This window comes from Cohnella suwonensis (genome assembly GCF_042655365.1).
Taxonomy (GTDB): domain Bacteria; phylum Bacillota; class Bacilli; order Paenibacillales; family Paenibacillaceae; genus Cohnella; species Cohnella suwonensis.
In genome coordinates this window covers 62,059-80,828 of record NZ_JBHSMH010000017.1, presented here as the reverse complement: position 1 = coordinate 80,828, position 18,770 = coordinate 62,059, and the positions used below count along the sequence as shown (strand labels likewise).

15 protein-coding genes are annotated in these 18,770 nt (G+C 59.8%); 14 read left to right on the top strand and 1 reads right to left on the bottom strand.

Going from position 1 to position 18,770, the window contains the following annotated elements:
- Positions 1–12 precede the first annotated feature (12 nt).
- The 14 genes from ACFPPD_RS08005 to ACFPPD_RS07940 all read left to right on the top strand — a co-directional run bounded on the left by ACFPPD_RS08005 (position 13) and on the right by ACFPPD_RS07940 (position 18,233).
- On the top strand, positions 13–447 hold the full coding sequence (locus ACFPPD_RS08005) for a phage tail protein (protein WP_209744788.1): 435 nt from the start codon (positions 13–15) through the stop codon (positions 445–447).
- 246 nt (positions 448–693) lie between these two features.
- Entirely contained in the window at positions 694–1,074 is a 381-nt protein-coding gene (locus ACFPPD_RS08000) for a phage tail assembly protein (protein WP_209744791.1), read from the top strand.
- The gene (locus ACFPPD_RS07995; protein WP_378081782.1) at positions 1,014–1,265 is read left to right on the top strand and encodes a DUF6760 family protein; all 252 of its coding nucleotides are present in this window, start codon (positions 1,014–1,016) and stop codon (positions 1,263–1,265) included. Before ACFPPD_RS08000 ends, ACFPPD_RS07995 begins: the two co-directional genes overlap by 61 nt.
- Before the next feature lie 9 nt (positions 1,266–1,274).
- Positions 1,275–1,721, top strand: coding sequence for a phage tail protein (locus ACFPPD_RS07990; RefSeq protein ID WP_378081779.1), 447 nt, complete (start codon positions 1,275–1,277; stop codon positions 1,719–1,721).
- 57 nt (positions 1,722–1,778) lie between these two features.
- On the top strand, positions 1,779–5,063 hold the full coding sequence (locus tag ACFPPD_RS07985; protein WP_209744794.1) for a hypothetical protein: 3,285 nt from the start codon (positions 1,779–1,781) through the stop codon (positions 5,061–5,063).
- 304 nt (positions 5,064–5,367) lie between these two features.
- Positions 5,368–5,991: a CIS tube protein gene (locus ACFPPD_RS07980; RefSeq protein WP_209744797.1), complete on the top strand. Its 624-nt coding sequence runs from the start codon at positions 5,368–5,370 to the stop codon at positions 5,989–5,991.
- A gap of 6 nt (positions 5,992–5,997) precedes the next feature.
- A complete protein-coding gene (locus ACFPPD_RS07975; protein ID WP_209744800.1) occupies positions 5,998–7,098 on the top strand; it encodes a phage late control D family protein in 1,101 nt (366 codons plus the stop codon).
- Positions 7,098–7,835: a phage baseplate assembly protein V gene (locus ACFPPD_RS07970; protein WP_378081774.1), complete on the top strand. Its 738-nt coding sequence runs from the start codon at positions 7,098–7,100 to the stop codon at positions 7,833–7,835. The genes ACFPPD_RS07975 and ACFPPD_RS07970 overlap by 1 nt, the downstream gene beginning before the upstream one ends.
- Before the next feature lie 37 nt (positions 7,836–7,872).
- A complete protein-coding gene (locus ACFPPD_RS07965; protein WP_209744802.1) occupies positions 7,873–8,274 on the top strand; it encodes a GPW/gp25 family protein in 402 nt (133 codons plus the stop codon).
- 18 nt (positions 8,275–8,292) lie between these two features.
- Entirely contained in the window at positions 8,293–11,391 is a 3,099-nt protein-coding gene (locus ACFPPD_RS07960; RefSeq protein WP_209744805.1) for a baseplate J/gp47 family protein, read from the top strand.
- Positions 11,392–11,444: 53 nt separating this feature from the next.
- Complete coding sequence (locus ACFPPD_RS07955; RefSeq protein WP_209744808.1) at positions 11,445–13,679, top strand: putative baseplate assembly protein; 2,235 nt, start codon at positions 11,445–11,447, stop codon at positions 13,677–13,679.
- A gap of 22 nt (positions 13,680–13,701) precedes the next feature.
- Positions 13,702–15,831, top strand: a complete 2,130-nt coding sequence (locus ACFPPD_RS07950; protein WP_378081771.1) for a phage tail protein — start codon at positions 13,702–13,704, stop codon at positions 15,829–15,831.
- Between the two features lie 60 nt (positions 15,832–15,891).
- The gene (locus tag ACFPPD_RS07945) at positions 15,892–17,562 is read left to right on the top strand and encodes a hypothetical protein (RefSeq protein ID WP_209744815.1); all 1,671 of its coding nucleotides are present in this window, start codon (positions 15,892–15,894) and stop codon (positions 17,560–17,562) included.
- Positions 17,559–18,233 (top strand): tetratricopeptide repeat protein, encoded by a 675-nt coding sequence (locus tag ACFPPD_RS07940; RefSeq protein ID WP_209744817.1) that lies wholly within the window; start codon positions 17,559–17,561, stop codon positions 18,231–18,233. The genes ACFPPD_RS07945 and ACFPPD_RS07940 overlap by 4 nt, the downstream gene beginning before the upstream one ends.
- 74 nt (positions 18,234–18,307) lie before the next feature.
- Here the strand turns inward: ACFPPD_RS07940 and ACFPPD_RS07935 are convergent, their stop codons facing one another.
- On the bottom strand, positions 18,308–18,616 hold the full coding sequence (locus tag ACFPPD_RS07935; protein WP_209744819.1) for a hypothetical protein: 309 nt from the start codon (positions 18,614–18,616) through the stop codon (positions 18,308–18,310).
- Positions 18,617–18,770: the final 154 nt, after the last annotated feature.

Sequence of the window (18,770 nt, the reverse complement as noted above, 5' to 3'; positions counted from 1 at the left end):
AAGGGGATACCCATGCCAGGAGAACGCAATGATCCGTACCGCAATTTTAGGTTCCGTGTGGAGATCGAAGGATTGGAGCAAGCCGGCTTCAGCGAAGTGGCCGGCTTCGACGCTTCGTTCGACGTCGTGCAGTACCGCGAAGGCAATGAAGTCATTACCCCGCGCAAGCTGCCAGGTCTCGCACGGTACGGCAATATCACTTTGAAGTGGGGCTCCACGGATTCGGTCGAGCTCTACGAGTGGCTGCAAGAGTGCATTGACGGAACGGTAGAGCGCAAGACGGTTACGATCATCGCCATCGACGAAGAAGGCGGAGACGTCGCGACATGGCAAGTCATCGAAGCTTGGCCGGTACGCTACACGGCTCCGGGCTTCAACGGCTCCGGCGCCGAGGTGGCCATCGAGCTGCTCGAGCTCGCGCACGAAGGCATGACGCGCACGGCTTAATCAGAACGGATGACGGAATAGCGTTACGACGTAACGCTATTCCGGATTATCCGCGCAATAATGTTAGGGGATGACGTTATTCGGAAGTCGATATCGAATGACGGCCGCAATAACGATATGCCGTAACGTTATTGAAACGAGGGGCGCGTAAGAAAGTCCCGACAATCGAATGAAGATCACCGACAAGGGAGGCCCTCTCTCTTGTTTTCCTTTTTTATAAACAGAGTTAAGGAGTGATGGCGGAATATGGCATTCCAGACGGAATACGAATTCGAGCTGCCGCGCGGTTACGTGGATGACAGCGGAACGCTGCACAAGCGCGGGGTGATGAGGCTCGCGACGGCTGCCGATGAGATCTTGCCAATGCGCGACCCTCGCGTACAGCAGAACCAAGGTTACTTGACGATCATTTTGCTGGCGCGCGTCGTCACGAGACTGGGCGATCTGAAACACGTGGATACGAAGACGATCGAGAAGCTGTTCACGGCCGACTTGGCCTACTTGCAGAATCTGTACCGCCAGATCAACGATTTGGAAGCGCCGAAGCTTCATACCGCTTGTCCGAAATGCGATCACGAGTTCGAGGTAGAAGTCGATTTTTTATCCGTAACGGAGGGCCTCTCGTAGCTCATTCGCCCGAGCGAATCTACGAGGAAGTCGGCTTTATTGCCTATTATTTCCATTGGGCCCATGACGACATCATGAACATGGAACACAGGGAACGTCGCAGGTGGTGCGACGAGATTTCCAAAATCAACCGCAAGCTGAACGACGAGCCCGACAAGATGAACGTCTTCGACGTATTCGGAAAGAGGTGACGACGGAACGTGACGGTAGCCGCGATGAACCATAAAGTGAACGGAGCTTTCCGCTTCGTCGTCGAGCTCGACAACATGCTCGTCGCCGGATTCTCGGAAGTGTTCGGGCTCGAGACGCAAATCGAATACGAGGAAATCCGCGAAGGCGGCGTGAACGGATACGTGCACCGTTTGCCGAAAGGCGTAAGGAATGCCTCCATCGTGCTGAAGCGGGGATTATCTTCCTCGCAGGAGCTATGGAATTGGTATTCGCAAGCGACGCTCGGCAAGGTCACCCGCAAAAGCGGGTCGATCATTCTGTACAAGCAAGACGGCGCGGAGCTGTGCCGCTGGAATTTCTTCGACGCGTATCCGACCAAATGGAGCGGTCCGTCGCTGAACGCGGCGTCCAGCGACGTAGCCATCGAGACGATCGAGCTGGCCCATAACGGCATTAAAGCGATCTTTAAGCCTTAAGCGACCGATCGGACGTAGGGAATTGTTGTAAAAGCGCGGCGGAGAGGAGGGCGAGAGATGAGAAGGAACGCGGAGTGGAAAAGGCCGGTCGCGAGCATGGGAGCGATGGGCGCGATGAACGGCCGGTTCGCGAGAGACGTCATGGGCAAATACGGACCGAACCGTCGCGAAGCGAAGAGCGGCCGACCTCTCGTATTCCGAACGGCGAAGAAAGAAGATCGCAAAGCGACGCGCAAACTTTCCGCGACCGATTCTTTTCGGCCGAGGGCTCCGCTCTCGCCTTCTGCCCGCCCGACGCCGCAGTCGCCTATCCGGATTTCGAAGGAACGGGTCGTCGTCGAGCGGGAACGGGTCATCGAACGCGAGCGGATCGTGGAGCGAATCGTCGATCGCGAGAAGATCGTCGAGCGACGCGTTCCGGATACGCGGGAAGTGCAACGGATTATCGTCGAGCAACGTTTGCTGAGAGAACACGCCGTATTGGGGAAGCCGCCGTCGGCGAGTCGAGGCGACGAATCACGGTCGGGCAAGGAAAGCGCAGCTTCCCCGGGACGACTGTTGTTGCCGGATGCGGCGGATGCGCCAACGGCAGTAGCGAATCCTTCCGCCGCGCCCCGGCAAAGGAACTCCGAGGCGAAGTCCGTTCGAAAGGCTACGGCGACGTCCTCTCCGCGACCGCCGCGTAACGTTCCGGGCCAATCTCTCGACTCGCGCGAGCGGGCGACAAAAGATCGGGAGCCTCATGCGGAGTTGGCGATACCGGATCAGGAGTTCCGGCCCGAAGAGATCTTGCAGAATGAATCCGCCGAGCTTGTAACGGATTCAAAAGGAACCGATCAGAGGAGCGGGAAGGGAACGCCGGGTGATAGCGCAAGGGTTGGCGAAGCCAAGAAGATCGGCGGAACCGCCGAATCTCCGATGCCGTCCAGGCATGCGTCCTTCGCGGCGGCTATCTCGGGCCGGACGGACTGGCCTCTTCGTGCAAAATCGTTCGGTCCTAGGATGGCGACTTCTTCTCGGACATCGTCTTCGCGCAAGGCGAATCAGACATCCGGCAGGACGAACCGCAAGCGCATGGGAGAGACCGGACAAGCGGTTTCCCGCGTCAACTCTTTATTAATCTTTCTGAACCGTAAAAAGGTTAGCGAGATGATAGGGGCGGCACCATTAGCGCGTAAGCTTTCAAGTCCGTTATCGGAAGAAGCCGGGAATTCGACTCCCGTCGATCCGATTTCGCGCCGAAGCTTGACGCAAACTTCGACGACGAAAACAAACTTACCGCACGAATTGCAGCCGGAAGCCATGCTGTCGCACGATTCGATAGCAAGAGCGATAGCGCCAGTCAACATACGAAACTCTCCGGCGAGCGGACCGGCCCGACGCGAAGATAACGCTTCGTTCGGAGAGCCTCGTCTTCGGGAAACCGAGTCTTCGGCGGAAACACGATTCGCGTCGGAACATAAAGATCTCATCTCTTATTCGGAGGCGGAAGGAGATCAATCGAGCCCGGAGGCGAAATCGATCGGTTGGCGGTTGCGCAACCTGACTCGGGGAAGTTTCGATCTTCGGCAAGCGGATCCGACCGGAGGCAAATCCTCACTAGAACTGGTGCTTTGGCATTTGGCCGTAAGCGACGGACAGCCGATCATCGCTAAGCGGGATCCGAGCGTTACGGCCGCGACTGAGCATTCGGATACGGAAGCGGGCAACGCGGATGTGCGGAAGCTTGCAAGCGAGTCCTCGGCAGCATCCAAGCCTCTTGAAGTCCAGAACATACCGTTGCTAGGGAAGCCTAATCCCGATGTCTCGGTTCAAGAGAATAGTAAGCTGGAAAGCGAGCTGAAGCTGAAGTCGGGATCGCTACGGCTATCCGCCCGATGGATCGACGAAGCGATCTCCGGTAACAGGAGCGTCGACGGGCCTTTGACTCATCGTGCGGATCCGGGCTTGAACGTATCCGCGAAATCCGCTCAAACGCCTCGTTCGGGAGAGAAGAAGGTCACGGGTCGCTATGCAAAGCAACCGATCGCGGGTCTAGTCCCGTCGTCGACCGAGATGAAGGTCTCGCCGACGCGAATGATTCGCCATAACGGAATCCCGTCGCGATTGCCGGTCAGAAGCGCCGCTCTCTCCGCGAAATTCGCGGAGGAATCAGCCCTTCGAAACGGAAAGTTCGTTTTTCGCAGGACGATAGCTTCCGGAGAATCGCCGGCGACGACGAGTTCGAAGACGAGAGCGGGAAACCGCTCTTCGGCGCAACCGGAGCCGTTATCGCTTGGAGAGCACGAAGAAGCTCGCCGTTCGCAACTGGCCATGCCGCGCGGCGCAAAAGTAAAGCTGCTGGAAACGAAAGCGCCGATCGTTCTTCGCAGAACGGAGCGAGCTACGCACCCGGTGGATACGACCGGGATCGTAAAGAAGTCGATGCCTGTAGCATCGATGTCGAGATCGCCTGAAGCGCCGAGCGCAAGTTTTCAACAAGAGCCGAGCGCCAACCCGCAAGAAACAGCGAGAACGAATAAGGTTTACGCAAGGTCGATGCCGACCCGCGGGACAAAAGATTCGGCTACCGCAATGACCGGAAGACTTATTTCGAGAATGACGAAGCTTCCGGGTAACGTGCCCGTGTCGATGGCCGGATCGTCACCTAAGATGGCAAGCTCGCCGATCATTCGCCCGGACGTAACGGCGAATACTTCCTTCGTGAGGCGGGGAAGTTCGTTTTCGAAGGTTGCCGCTCCGATGCCGGTGACCGCAAGAAGCGTACGAGGATCGGCAGCTTCCGGAAAGCAGGGACCATCCCTCGCCGCGCCCGGAAATCAAGGCTCGCCTCCAGGAGGTTCGATGGCTTTGCCGGGCAGATCGGTCTTGAACAGGACGGGAATCGCCGCGAGCGCTATGTACGACAGGCTTGGTCGGCCGCCGCAAGATACGGCGAGCTTCGCCGAAGAAACGAACGGGAACGGGGAGCCTTCGCTCGTGCCTTTCCGTTCGAGAGGATCCCGCGCGGATGAGAGAGAAAGCGGCACCGCGCTGCCAGTTCATGCCGCGGCGCCGGCCGACCCGGCAATCCATCGCCGCGCGAAGCCTGCGAGGCAAGCGCATGACGACGCCGACGTCGCGGAATCCGCGGCGCTGGAGCTGAGGCGCAACGCGCCGGCCGTCGCCGCGCTCCCCGCCAAGCCTGCGGAAGTGCCGGCGGAGCCGTCGCGCATCGACGCCGAAGTATTGAAGCAAGCGGTCAGCGCGTTGCCCCAGCTGCAGCCGGATCAGCTTGCCGACCAAGTGTACAAAGCGCTCATGAAACGAATGAAGTTCGAGCAACGGTTGCGCGGCTTCTAGTTCGGCCAAACCGCCTTAAATAGCACGGGAACCCGAAAAACGGAGCTGTAGCACGGCCAAACCGCCTTAAATAGCGCGGGAACCCGAAATACGGAGCTGTAGCACGGCCAAACCGCCTTAAATAGCGCGGGAACCCGAAATACGGAGCTGTAGCACGGTAAAACCGCCTTAAATAGCGCGGGAACCCGAAAAACGAAGCTGTAGCACGGTAAATCCGCCTTAAATAGCCTGGTACCCGAAAAACGGAGCTGTAGCACGGTAAATCCGGCTTGCGACAAATCAAGGAAAACAAGGGAGGCCGACAATGGCCCTGACCAAAGCGAAGATCATCATCTTGAAGAACAAGCAGGAAACGGTCAACGTGTTGTTCAACCCGAACGAATACGTGCTGCAATCCGGCAACCAGTTCGCTTGGCAGTCGGTACCCGGCCTTCAGGCGCCGATCGCCCAGTTCATCAGCGGCGAGGGTACTTCTCTGACGATGGACTTGTTTTTCGATACGTACGAGCTCGGGACCGACGTCAGGCTGCATACGAAGAAAATATCCGGCCTGCTCGACGTCGACAACGACCTTCACGCGCCGCCGCTATGCCGTTTCGTATGGGGCTCGCTCGACTTCAAGGGCGTCGTGGAGAAAGTGCAGCAACGGTTCACGATGTTTCTCGATTCCGGCTTGCCCGTCCGGGCGACGCTGAACGTCACTTTCCGCGGCATGCAGTCGATGACGGAGCAATACCAGAACGTGCCGCGCCAAAGCGCCGACCGGACGAAGCAGAAAATGCTGAAGCAGGACGAACAGCTCTGGATGCTGGCGGCGGAAGAATACGAGGACGCGGGACAGTGGCGCTCGATCGCGGAAGCGAACGGCATCGACAATCCCCGCAAGCTGCCCGTCGGACGCAAGCTCATCATCCCCAGATTGGAGTGACCGCAAGTGGCGAGCATTAAATTCGACAACAGCACGTACACGCTCGACGCGCTGGAGAAGAAGTACCGCAATTTTTTCGCCCCGGCGTTCGACATCGAAGTGGACGGGCAGAGCTTCAATCTCAAGAACATCGCCGTGTCCTCCTTGAAAGTGGAGTCGACGACGGAAGCGAAGGCGGACTCCTTCCAGTTCCGCGTCGACAACGCGTATGATGCCGTGGCACGTCATTTCAAGTGGGTAGGGCCGTTGATCGACGTCGGCAAGTCGATCACGATCACGATGGGCTATACCGACAAGCTTGAGATGGTATTCGACGGCATCATTACAGAAGTATCCGCGGAGTATCCCTCCTCCGGCATTCCTTACGTCGAAGTGAAAGGGATGGACCGCTCCTTCCTCATGATGCGCAGCACGAAATCGAATCTGTGGCTGAAAAAGAAAGTGAGCGACGTCGTCAAGGAAATAGGCGGCAAGTACGGGTTTCAGCTGCAGGTGGACGACACGATGACGCCGAAGCCGACGATCGAGCAGATGGGGGACAGCGACTTCATTTTCTTAAAGAAGCTGGCGGAGGAAAACAACCACGAGTTTTTCGTCATCGGGAAGAAGCTGTATTTCCGCAAGCCGAACCCGAGCGCGAGCCCGATGATCACGCTGATGTACGGCAAGAACTTGAAAAGCTACTCGGTATCGGTCGACATCTCGAAGCAAGTGACGGGGTTCGTCGTCCGCGGCGTGGACCCGAAGACGCGCGTGCCGTTCCAGGCGCAATCGCAGACGGTCAACAAGGTCGGAAGCAACGGCCGGACCGGCAAGGACATCATGGCGACGCTGCCCGGCGATCTCGTGGAGACGGTGTACAGCAACGTCACGACGCAAACGGAAGCCCAGACGCTGGCCAACGCGATGTTGAACGAACGCGCGATGGAGATGGTGGACGGCGACGGCGAGTGCATCGGCATTCCGGAATTGCGCGCGGGGCGACAAGTCAACCTGCAAGGCCTCGGCCCGAAGTTCGACCAGCCGCTCGTGCTGAGTTCCGTCAAGCATATGATCAACGACCAAGGCTTCGTGACCCAATTCAGCGCGGAAGGGAATGCGTTCTAATGTCATCGATGAATGATTTCTTCTCTTCCGGCTCTGGAGGCGGACAGTTCGGAGGGGGATCCGGCACGGTAAGCGGCGTCATGATCGCGCAAGTGACGAACAACAGCGATCCCGACGGCCTCAACCGGGTGAAGCTGAAATTCCCGTTGCGGGAAAACAACCACGAGACCGATTGGGTGCCGATCGCTTCCCTCATGTCGGGCGGCAGCCGCGGCACGCTGTTCGTCCCGGAAGTCAACGACGAGGTGCTCGTGGCGTTCCATCTCGGCAATCTGGACCAACCGTTCGTAATTGGCTCCTTATGGAATTCCAACGCGAAGCCGCCGGTGAAGGACGAGAAAAACAATTTGCGCAAAATCCATTCCCGCGGCGGGCACGAGCTGATTTTCGACGATACGGAAAACAAAGGCAAAGTGACGCTGCAGACGAAAAAAGGCATCAAGCTCGAGATCGACGACGCGAACGAGAAAATCACGCTCGGCACGAAAAACGACGCGCAATCCGTCGTCCTGGCGGGAAGCTCGGCCGCTACGATTACGGTGAAGTCCGGGGCCAACAAAATCACGATCGACAACAAAGGCGATATCAGCATAGAGTCGACGAAAGCCGTTACTGTCAAGAGCACCCAGATCAACCTGGAGGCGACCGCGTCGCTGAAAGTGAAAGCGGGCGCGAAGCTCGACCTGATGGCGGACGGCATCGTCACGATCAAAGGCGCGATGGTCAAAATCAACTGACGCGGCGCACGGCGGCGCCTGAAGGAGGGTTCGAACGATGAGCGCATCGTTTCTGGGACGGGGATGGAAATTTCCGATCGCGGTGGACGCGACGACGGGGCGGTTCCTGCTTTCCGAAGGAGAAGAAGATATCGCGGAGGCGGTCCGAATCATTCTGATGACGGCCAAAGGAGAACGCGTCATGCGTCCCGATTTCGGCTGCGGGCTCAGGGAATTCGCTTTCGGACCGACCGATGAGACGACGCTGCGACTGCTCGAGACTGATATTACGCAAGCGATCACCGTCTGGGAGCCCCGCGTGACGGACGTCGAAGTGGAAGCGCGATTGGACGAGTCGGAGTCAGGGAAGCTGCTGCTCGGCATTCAATACGTCGTGCGGTCCACGAACAACCTGTTTAACCAGGTGTACCCCTTCTACCTAGAAGAAGGAACGAAATAAACGGGAGCGACGAATCGGATGAAATCAGGCCAATGGCAAGACGGAATCGCCCGAGCGCCGGCGATCGACGAAAGGGACTTGAACGACCTCGTCGAACAGATGCGGGCCATGGTCCCTCATTATACGCCGGAGTGGAGGTTCTCTCCGGAAGATCCCGACGCGGGCACGGCGTTGTTCTATTTGGCGGCGGATATGGTCGGGGAGAACATCAAACGGCTTAACCGCGTGCCCATGAACCATTTCATAGCGTTCCTGGACTTGCTGCAAGTCAAGCTGCAGCCGGCCCGTCCCGCGCGCGCGCAAGTCGTGTTCTCGCTCAACGAAGGCGTCAGGGAGCCCGTATTCGTTCCTTCGGTCACGATGCTGACGGCCAAACCGGACGACGGCGGAGAGGAACTGCCCTTCGAGACCGAAAGCGCGCTGCTCATTACGCCGGCGAAGCTGACGGAGCTGTTCAACGTGCACCCGGACAATGACCGGATCGCTCTCGCGGCGGAGCGTTACGACGAAAGCCTGTCGGCGGGTTCCCCGCCGGAAGTGGCGTTGTTCGACGTCTCGGGGGATAACTTGCAGGATCACGTCTTCTACTTGCGCAACGACGAGCTGTTCCGGCTGGATCATCCCGCGTCCGTGACGCTGAAGTGGCATAACGCGGAGCGAAGGTACGTCGAAGACGATCTGGCCGCCGCGTTCGCGCGGGCCGATTGGCTGGAATGGTCGTATTCGTCCGGGAACGAATGGATTCCGTTCGAGGAGGTCACCGCCTCCGGACAAGAGATCACCCTTCGGAAAAAGACCCGCGGAATCGTCGGCGAGGCGGAAATCGGCGGCACGTCGGGCCGTTGGATTCGTTGCCGGGTAAAGCCGGCCGCGGACGGCGAACGGGGACCCGCCGCGTTAAGCGCGATGCCGGACATGGACCGGGTTACGCTGAGGGCATCGCACGACGCGGTGCTCGATCCGGACGGGATCGCTCCCGGAGAGCTCTATTTCAACGATACGGAACTGGACAAAACAGCCGGTTTTTATCCGTTCGGCGAGCATTCGATGCCCTATTCGGTGTTCTATATCTCTTGCCGGGAGGCGTTCAGCAAGCGGGGAAGCCGCCTTCGCATAGCATTCCGGGCAAGCAACGTCCCGAACGAGCTCCGTACGGGTCCGGATCCCGAAATCCGTTGGAAAATGGTCATGAGAACGGCCGACTTCGAGAAGAAGCCGCCGCCGCGTCTCTACATCCGCAAAGCGCAATGGGAATATTGGAGCGGGGACAACTGGCTGAGATTGCCGGAAAGCGCAGGATTCGAGGAACTGTTCGCCGAGCTCGGCGAAGAGCAGAAGGAAGTCGTTCTCGACTTTCCTTGTCCGGAAGACATGGCGACGACGTTCGTGAACGGGCGCGAGGATCTGTGGATCCGAGTCCGGGTCACGGCCACCGACGCGCCTACGGCGCCCGTGGTCGCCTACATGAGCCCGAAGATTGAGCGGATGTCGTTTACTTACGCTTATTCGGACACGGCCGAGCTCAAAGCGGATTCCGCCTATACGCTCAACAACGCCGAACTGACGGACGTGACGGCGACGGTGAAGCAAGGGGGCGGCACGTTCCGTCCGTTCTTGCCGATACCGTGTCCGGCGCCCGCCGTATATACGGCATTCGACTTGCCGCCGGTCAAAGGACCGATCCGCCTGCAATTCGCCCTCGGCCGAATACCCGAAGCGGAAGAGCAGCCGCCGTGGGTCGAATGGGAAGGACTCGTTCGCACCGGCAACGAGTGGTCATGGACGCCGCTGAAGACGATCGACGGGACGCAAGGGTTCTCCCAATCGGGAACGCTGCAGTTCGTCGGACCGGCGGGCCTCGCTCCGGCACGGTTGTTCGGCCTTGAGAGGGTTTGGCTGCGCGCGGTCAACCGGGACAAGCGGTACGGCGCGGCCGGCGCTTCGTTGCCGACCGTCGCGGGCATCTACCGCAATTCCGTATCCGCCGTGCAGCAGCGGACGATAATCGGCGAGTACCCGGAGAAAAGCAAGGGCGGCTACGCGTTAGCCCAGACGCCGATCGTCGGCTTGGAAGTATGGGTAGACGAAACCGGCCATATCGCGGAGCACGAGCTCGGCCGATTGGCGGAGTCGGATCCCGATCGATACGAAATCTATCGGGACAGCGAAGGCGCGTTGCAACGCGTCTGGGTCCGTTGGGAAGCGGCGGAATCGTTGACAGGCCTCGGAGGAGACGCGAGGCGTTATACGATAGACCCCGCGGCGGGCATCATCCGGTTCGGCAACGGAACGAGAGGCATGGCGCCTCCGTTGCAAGGCGGAGACAAAATCCGCGTCACCTATCAGGTGACGAACGGCTCGAGAGGCAACGTAGGCGCGGGTCAAGTATCGGGCGTCATGCAGTCGCTCGCGTTCGTGAACGGGGTAAGCAACCCTGCGCCGGCGATCGGCGGAGGAGACGCCGAGCCACTCGAAGGCGCCCTGCGCCGGGGACCGCAGCAACTCAAGCATCGAGGAAGGGCGATATCCGCCTCCGACGTCGAATGGCTCGTCAGGGAAATCGATCCCGGCGTGCTGAAGGCGAAGTGCTTGCCGAACCGCAACGCGAAGCTGGAATACAGCCCGGGTTCCTTGGCCGTCGTGGCATTGCCGTCCGGCGGCGACGCGGCGATGGCGCAGTTCCCGGAGACGAAGAAAAAGCTGGAGACGGCGCTGCGAGCCCGCGCGGCGAACTTGGTCGCGGCGGACGGCAAGCTGACCGTCGTCGCGCCGGCGTCGATCGAAATCTCGGTCATCGCCACCGTCTACGTGGATACCGCGGATTTGATCGTGCCGGTAGAGGTCGCATGTCTCGAACTGCTGGAGAGATTCCTTCACCCGACGGACGGTCAGCTCGACGGCCGCGGATGGGATATCGGAGAGCCGGTGCACGCGTCGGCGTTCTACGGCTTGCTGCAATCCGTCAGGGGCGTGCAACGGGTGGAGCAGCTGCACTTGACGGCGATCCGTACGGAGAACGGCGTATCGGCGGAGATGCTGCCCGAGGACATCCGCCTCGTCCAGCACGGCATCGCGAATAACGGCAAGCAGCATCGGTTGAACGTGACGATCCCGTAGGCATGAAAAGCTCGTCATTCCGATAAATACATGGGAAGGGAGGTCGGTTCGGCATGCTGCCGAGAATACCGCTCGACGATCGTTCATTCGACGGCATTTTGCAGGAAGCCCGCAAAGGCATCCAGCAACGGTTTCCGGAATGGACGGACGAGAACTCGCACGATCCCGGCATTACGTTCCTCGAATTGTTCTCGTGGCTCAGCGAGATGCAGCAATATTACTTGAGCCGGATACCCGAACGCAATCTGCGCAAGTTTCTTTCGTTGCTGGGTATCGCTCCCTTGGAAGCCGCGGCGGCGGAAGCCGAAGTCTCGATCGGCAACGTCAAGGAACCGGTCGAACTGCCCGCGGGAACGAAGCTGCAGGCTGAAGACCAACCGTTCGAAACGGTCGAGCACGCGAGGCTTCTTCCGCTGGCGATCGACCGGATCGTCACGCGCACGGAGAGGGAATCGAGCGACCGTTCGGCTTCGAACACGGGCGGCAACGTCGCGTTTTACGCGTTCGGCAAGGAAGCCGCGGCGGATAGCCGATTATATATCGCGTTCGACCGGGAACCTGCCGTCGGGGAAACGATCTCCCTGCACGTCAGGCTGGCGGACGGCGACGCGGTCTCTCCGTCAGAAGAGAGCGGACGGATCGTCCCGTCGGCGATGGTCGCTTGGAAGATTTACGGCTTGGACGGGGAAGACGGGATGTCTTGGCTTCCGCTGTCCGTCGTGGAGGACGAGACCGTACATTTGACGTATAGCGGCAGAATCTCGTTCCGAATCGACGCGCCCGTTCGGCAAGTGATCGTCCATCCGGCCGCGGACAAGCCGCGGTTCTGGATCAGTTGCACGCTGGAGCAGGCAGGTTACGAGCTCCCTCCCCGCATTGACCGGGTATTGCTAAATACGGTCAAGGCGAGACAGCAAGACACGAAGAGCGAACAGCTCGTCTACGACGGAACGGGATTGCCGGGCCAGACGATCGTCTCCGACCGCTTTCTCGCCCGTTACGGCGAACTTCTCGTCCAAGTACGCGAGCCGAACGGAAGCTGGCGGGATTGGCGGGAAGTGCGAAGCTTCGACGAGGACGGCGTAGACAAAGACGGACACTGCTACGTCGTCGTTCGCGAATCGGGGGCGGACGGCGCATCCGAGGTCCGTTTCGGCGACGGGGCAAGGGGAAGCATTCCCGCAGCGGGGACGCGGAACATTCGCCGCATTCATTGCGAGAAATCGTTCGCGCCGCTCGCGCTGGTCGGCCGCAGCAACGGATTGCCGCATCAGAAGGCGATACTGCACGGACTGCCTTGCAAATGGCGGGACGGCCTCGCGCTCCAAGTCGGCGTCCCGGGCGAAGACGATATGGATGTGCTTTGGGAAGATTGGGAGCCGGTGGCGGATTTCGACCGTTCCGGACCGCTCGACCGCCATTACGTCTACGAGCCCGAGACGGGCGTCATTACGTTCGGGAACGACGAGAACGGCGCCATCCCCGTAGCGAGCGAAGAGCTGAATTTCCGCCTGATCGGTTGCGTACTCGGCGGCGGCGTAAGAGGCAACATCAAGCCTCACCTGCTGACCGAGTGGAGGCAGGATGAGCAGCGGGCACTAGGCCTGACTTCCGACAATGCCGGGTACGGCTCCGGAGGAGCCGAGGAGGAATCGCTCGAGGCTTGCCTCGAACGGGCGCAAGCGGAATGGCAGACGCCTTACTGCGCCGTGACGAGCGAAGATTACGCGCGCCTCGCGATGGAGACGCCGGGGTTGAAAGTCACTCGCGTCCACGTCATTCCGAATCGCTCTCCCGGACGCGAGAAGCCGGCGCCGGGGGCCGTGACCGTCGTCGTCGTGCCCGAAGGGCTCGGAGAGACTCCGGCGCCCAGCGCGGGGTTCCTCGCCACGGTGGCGAAGCATCTCGACGACAGACGCCTGGTGACGACCGAAGTGCACGTCGTCGCTCCCGAATACGTTAAGGTGACGGTTCATGCCGTCGTCGTCGTCGAGCCGCAATTCATGGACGAGAGCCGGCGTATCGCGGCCGCATTGAATCGGCTGCTGACGCCGACCGACGGCGCGGACGGCGTTCGGGGTTGGCCTTTCGGACGCACGGTGCATAAGGGCGATATTTACGGAGCGATCAGCAGAATCAAAGGCGTCGCTTACGTGCAGGATCTGTGGATGGACGCGGAAGGGCGCGCCGTCAAAAAAAGCCCCGGAGGCGACATCTTGCTCGAAGGACATGGCATCGTGTATTCCGGCGATCATCGGATCGAGTTGATCAGCCGGGCTCAGCTCTAGGAACGATTGGCCCGGAAGGGGGATGAAGGTGGAAGGCGGCACGAAATATTTTTCGTTAAACCGGCCCGAGCATTGGCTTAGGCGGGGAATCTCCCGCAATCTCGAAGAGACGGAAGCGGGAGCGGGCATGGCGATCCGGCGCGGGGAGAAATACGGCGTCCTGGAGACGCTCGCGCTCGATCAGTTGGAAGGCGTCGGCGAGGTGACCGCCTTCGCCGTCAGTCCTCACGGACGTATGGTTTTGTTGAACGCCGAAGGCGACTTGTGGACCTACGACAGGGGCAGCAGGCTTCACGAAAGACTGTTCGTGCCCGGTCATCAGTTGTTCACGGGAGCCGCGAAGCTGGCGATTACCGGGGACATCCTGTACGTGGCGGACGCGGGAGACGCCTCGATCGAGCCTTCGGTCGCGGCGTACGACATGGCTAACGGGCAGCTTCGGTTCCGAAGATCCGGGAAGCACCTCGACGAGACGCCGTTTTATCCTCTCTCGCTCGCTTCTGACGCCGGCGGCTTGCATATCGTGTCGACGAGGAAGCCGGCGGACGATCCGCGCGCGGCGGATACGGGCGGGTATCGGGAACTGGCAATCATCAGGCTTTCCCCTTCGGGAACGCTGGTGGACGTGTATGCGGACGAACGGTTTACCGCCAAGCTTCCGGAGGACGAGAGCCGCTGGCGGGACTCGCAGTTTCTGTCCTTTTCCCCCGCCGGCGACCGGTACGTGCTGGAGACGTTCACCTGCGCGCTCTACGTACTCCGGCGGGAGGACGCCAAGCTGGAAAGGCATCTGATGCCTCCCGAATATTTCGCGGGTCTGGGCGTCGACTCCCGGAACCAGATTTACGTCGGGGATTCCCGCGTCATCGGGGGAGAAGACGAGGACGACCGGTTTATCGTGCATTTCGGCGAGAACGGCGAGTTGCTCGACCGCCTGCCCGGCTATCGCGGGAAGGCGAACGGCATCGCGATCGACGGTCGGGACCGGATGTACGTCTGGAACGCGGAAGCGCGCACGATCACGGTGTTGGAGCTGCAGCCCCGGACGCTCGGACTGGAAGGCGGCGGCGTTCCGGAAGCGGTATGGTTGTCCAAGGCTTTCGACAGCGCGGCGGCGGAGACGGTATGGCACAAGTTCACGTTGGACGCCGGCATTCCGGACGGAACGCAGATCCGGGTTAGCTACTTCGGAGCGGATTCCCCCTTCTTGCCGCTGGAGGGCTCGATATGGAAAGTCGACGACTGGATCGCGGACCGAAGCCGTTCGTTCCAAGACAAATTGGATGCGCTCGCCCCGTACTGGTCGCGAGAGGTCGTCAATCCGAAGGACGCGTTGTTCTTCGGGGCGCAAGGGCGTTACTTGTGGCTGAAGGTCGAGTGGATCGGAAGCGAGAGGCATACGCCGGAGCTCGGTCGGATGCGCGTCTATTTTGCGAGGGAAACGCTGCTTTCCCACCTGCCCGCCGTCTATCAAGAGGAAGAGAGCAGCCGGGATTTCGTCGGGCGCTACCTCTCCTTGTTCGGAACGCTGTTCGACAGCGTGGAAGACCAGATCGACGGGATGGCGAAGCAGTTCGATCCCGAGCTGATTTCCGGTAGGCGGCTCAGATGGCTCGGCTCTTGGCTCGGGTTCGACAGCGACGAGCATTGGCGGGACGAAACGGTCAGAAAACTCATTCGAGCGGCGCCGGAGCTGTACAGGTACAGAGGAACGAGGCGAGGCATCGAGAAACTCGTCGAGACGTTCACGGGCAAACCGCCGATCGTCGTCGAACCGTTTCAGTTCAAAGCGATGCGGGACAACGCGGAATGGCGCTGGCTGACCGACCGGCTGTACGGCGACAATCCGCACGCGTTCACGGTGCTGCTCGAGCAAGGGCAAGCGTCGTCGGACAAGGAGCGGGTGCTCTTGCGCGCGTTGATCGACGAACACAAGCCGGCTTACACGGAGGCGCGCCTCGTGTGGCTGCAACCATGGATGTACCTCGATTTGCATACTTATCTTGGCGTTAATACGGTGCTCGCCGAGCCGTCCTTGTTCACGCTGCACGCGGACCGCAACATGCCGAACGACACTTTGATCGTGGACATGGACATGGACGGAAGAATGGACGCGCACACGCGTCTCGGGATGGATTCCGAGTTGGAATAAGTGACGACCGGACCGCAGTCGCGAACGCGCTGCGCGTACGATCAAAGAGGAGGGTTTCCGGTGAAAAAGGCGAGAATGTTTCCTTTCGAGAGAAACAGGTATTTTTACGGAAAATTGCTGACCGTGCGGGATTTCGAATCGGAGCAGAAGTATTTCAACGACAAGAGAAGGCTGCTTAACCGGCTGCTGTTCGGCAGCGGCGTCGTCGCGGGCATGCAAGTCGTCCCGGTCGACGACAAGACGATCACGGTCGAGATGGGCGTCGCGCTCGATTACTTGGGCAGAGAGATCGTCATCTCCTCGCCGGTCACGCTGAAGCTGTCGATGATCGACGGCTTCACCAACAACGAGTACAAGAAGAACGTGTACTTGTACGTCGCGTACGACGAGAAGGGCCGCGAGCCCGTCCATTCCGTGGGCAATTCGTCCGTCCGGGGCGAAGAGACGAGCGAGTATAACCGTTTTCTCGAAAGCTATCGGCTGTACGTCAAGGAAGAGGCGCCTTCTCCGTCGTCTTTCGAGCATGCGGATTTGCTCGAGGATATCGTTACCCTGTACCAGGACAGCGACGTCCGCGTCACCCAACGCATGCCGAAGTACGTTAACCCGGACGACGTCGTCGACGTGACGCTCGTCGTGGAGAAGACGTTACAGACGCCGCGCGTATCGCTTTCGTTCGCCTACGAGGCCGACGGCTTCGATCCGGTCGGCAAGGAAGGCAACGAAGTCCGCTTCCTGGAGCCGGGCGACAAGCAGGACACGGAGCATCGCCTGACGTATAGCGTGAAGGTCCAGGATCGCCCCGGGCATATCGGCAAGCTGACGATTCCGGCGGGTGCGCTTGAATTGTTCATCGGCGACAATCGGATTCCGATCGACCAATCGGCGACCCACGCGGCGGAGATCATCGAGCAGTCGGTCGCGCAGCGCATCATGAAGGACTGGTACGAGCGTTCCCTCGACCAAGCGGCCGAAGGCTATGCGGACCAGAACGTCTGCCTCGCCAAGATCGGCCTGCTGCAGCTAGGACCGACATACATGATCGAACAGGTAGAACGGGTGCCGTTCGGCGAATACATTCCGAACGCGTCTCTCTCTCACCGGATGAACCAGAACGGCCGCTCGTCCTCGTTGCACCGCTTCTACGCGGAAGCCCAGGCGTTCGATCTGAGCTTCGACAGCAAGCCGGAGCTTGACGTCGTCTATCACCCGGATCGCAACGCTTTCGACTTCAAGCTCGGCATTCCGAGACCGCAGACGATCAACGACGAGATCGCGACGGGAATCGTCGACGTCCCGCTCGATACGCAAGAAAAATCGGGTCTCCGGTTGTTCTCCCGCGGCAAGCGGAATTACGTGACGGAAGAAATCGCGCATGGGCTCGGGGACGGTCAAGTGACGGTCGTCGTCGGCTTGGAAGAACTGCCCGACCCGCAGGCGCCGGTCGGCTCCGGCGGGGCCAAAGTGTATTACGGCTCGGCGGACGTGTTCAAGGACACCGAATACGAAGCGGAGTTTCCGAACATTACGTTCGGAACGATCATCTATCCGGACAAATGCAGCTTCCGTATCGGCATGAAACTGACCGGAGGAACGTCCGCGACGTCCTTGCGCGTGCGCTGGTGGGCGTTCAAGAAGCTGGCGGACGGGGTGTCTACGTCCTCGATTCCGTTCGCGAAGTCGGCGGTTAATGAAGCGGCCGCGACGGCCGAACATCGCGATAGCCGATGAGCAAAATCCTTCTCTTCGTCGGACTGACGTGGCTGCTCGGCAATCCGTTTCTCGCGATTATCGTCATCCTGGTCCTACTGTACGTCGCGGAGAGACGGCTGATCGGCTTGTCCCCGAGTTTCGTCAAGCCTTTCCGAAGACGCGGAGCGATATCCAAATGGAGAAGGCAATTGTCGCTCAGCCCGCACGACGTCTCCGCCAAGTCCGAGCTCGCGCGGCTTCTCATCGAGAGCAAGCGATTCGGCGAAGCCCGCGAAATCTTGATCGGCATACAAGACAAGATGGAGCATTCGGCGGAGTTCTGGAGCGATCTGGGAACGTGCGAGTTGGCGTTGGGGCATTGGCGCGAAGGGGAAGAGGGAATGAATCGCGCGCTCGCGATCAGTCCGAGGGTGAAATACGGGCAACCGTATTTGCGCCTTGCCGAAGCGATCGCGAAGCGCGATCCGTCCGGGGCGATCGCCTACTTGGAGCGATTCAAGGAAGTGAATTCATCGTCCTGCGAAGCGTTTTACCGGCTCGGCGCCGCTTACGATGCCATGGGCGACCGGCAGCAAGCGGCAACGGCGTACGCGGAATGCAGGAGGCTGTATCGATCGCTTCCCAAGTACATGAAGAGGCATGAGCGAAAATGGGCCATCCGAGGCTGGTTGCGAACTTTGAAGAAATAAGACAAGGGGCTTTCCGCGAAGATCCGTGAAGATCTTCAAGGAAAGCCCCTTTTCAAAACGGAAGAGGATTGCGATTAGTCAACGACCGATTCCGATTCCTCGGCAGCCGCTTCCGGCTCGTCGGCAGCAACTTCCGCAAGAGCAGGCTCGTCCGCTTCCGCTTGCGCAACCGCTTCGGATTGTTCTTCTTCGGAAGCTTCCTCGGCCGCTTCGGCCGCTACTTCTTCCACTTCGGCGACTGCCTCTTCGGCTTCCGCTTCGCTTGCTTCCACGACTTCCGCTTCTTCCGCTACCGCTTCCTCGGCAACAACTTCCGCTTCGACTTCTGAAGACGCTTCCAATCCTTCCACTGCTACTACTTCTTCGGCATCCAGTTGGTCCATCTCGATCATACCTCCCGAGGTCAATTAAGTGGGGACAATCCCCTAATACCCAAGTTATATCTAAAGCAATAAAGTGGCAACGGTGTTATTTTGGAGGGTTTTGACAACATTTCCCGAAAGCGGGGGCAGTCGAGTAAATCCGGCGAATAACGCC

Coding starts and splice junctions, on each gene's coding strand:
- ACFPPD_RS08005 (WP_209744788.1), top strand. CDS start 13: ATGCCAGGAGAACGCAATGATCCGTACCGCAATTTTAGGTTCCGTGTG.
- ACFPPD_RS07935 (WP_209744819.1), bottom strand. CDS start 18,616: ATGGACCAACTGGATGCCGAAGAAGTAGTAGCAGTGGAAGGATTGGAA.
- ACFPPD_RS07950 (WP_378081771.1), top strand. CDS start 13,702: ATGAAGGTGGAAGGCGGCACGAAATATTTTTCGTTAAACCGGCCCGAG.
- ACFPPD_RS07995 (WP_378081782.1), top strand. CDS start 1,014: ATGCGATCACGAGTTCGAGGTAGAAGTCGATTTTTTATCCGTAACGGA.
- ACFPPD_RS07955 (WP_209744808.1), top strand. CDS start 11,445: ATGCTGCCGAGAATACCGCTCGACGATCGTTCATTCGACGGCATTTTG.
- ACFPPD_RS07970 (WP_378081774.1), top strand. CDS start 7,098: ATGTCATCGATGAATGATTTCTTCTCTTCCGGCTCTGGAGGCGGACAG.
- ACFPPD_RS07985 (WP_209744794.1), top strand. CDS start 1,779: ATGAGAAGGAACGCGGAGTGGAAAAGGCCGGTCGCGAGCATGGGAGCG.
- ACFPPD_RS07940 (WP_209744817.1), top strand. CDS start 17,559: ATGAGCAAAATCCTTCTCTTCGTCGGACTGACGTGGCTGCTCGGCAAT.
- ACFPPD_RS07960 (WP_209744805.1), top strand. CDS start 8,293: ATGAAATCAGGCCAATGGCAAGACGGAATCGCCCGAGCGCCGGCGATC.
- ACFPPD_RS07965 (WP_209744802.1), top strand. CDS start 7,873: ATGAGCGCATCGTTTCTGGGACGGGGATGGAAATTTCCGATCGCGGTG.
- ACFPPD_RS08000 (WP_209744791.1), top strand. CDS start 694: ATGGCATTCCAGACGGAATACGAATTCGAGCTGCCGCGCGGTTACGTG.
- ACFPPD_RS07980 (WP_209744797.1), top strand. CDS start 5,368: ATGGCCCTGACCAAAGCGAAGATCATCATCTTGAAGAACAAGCAGGAA.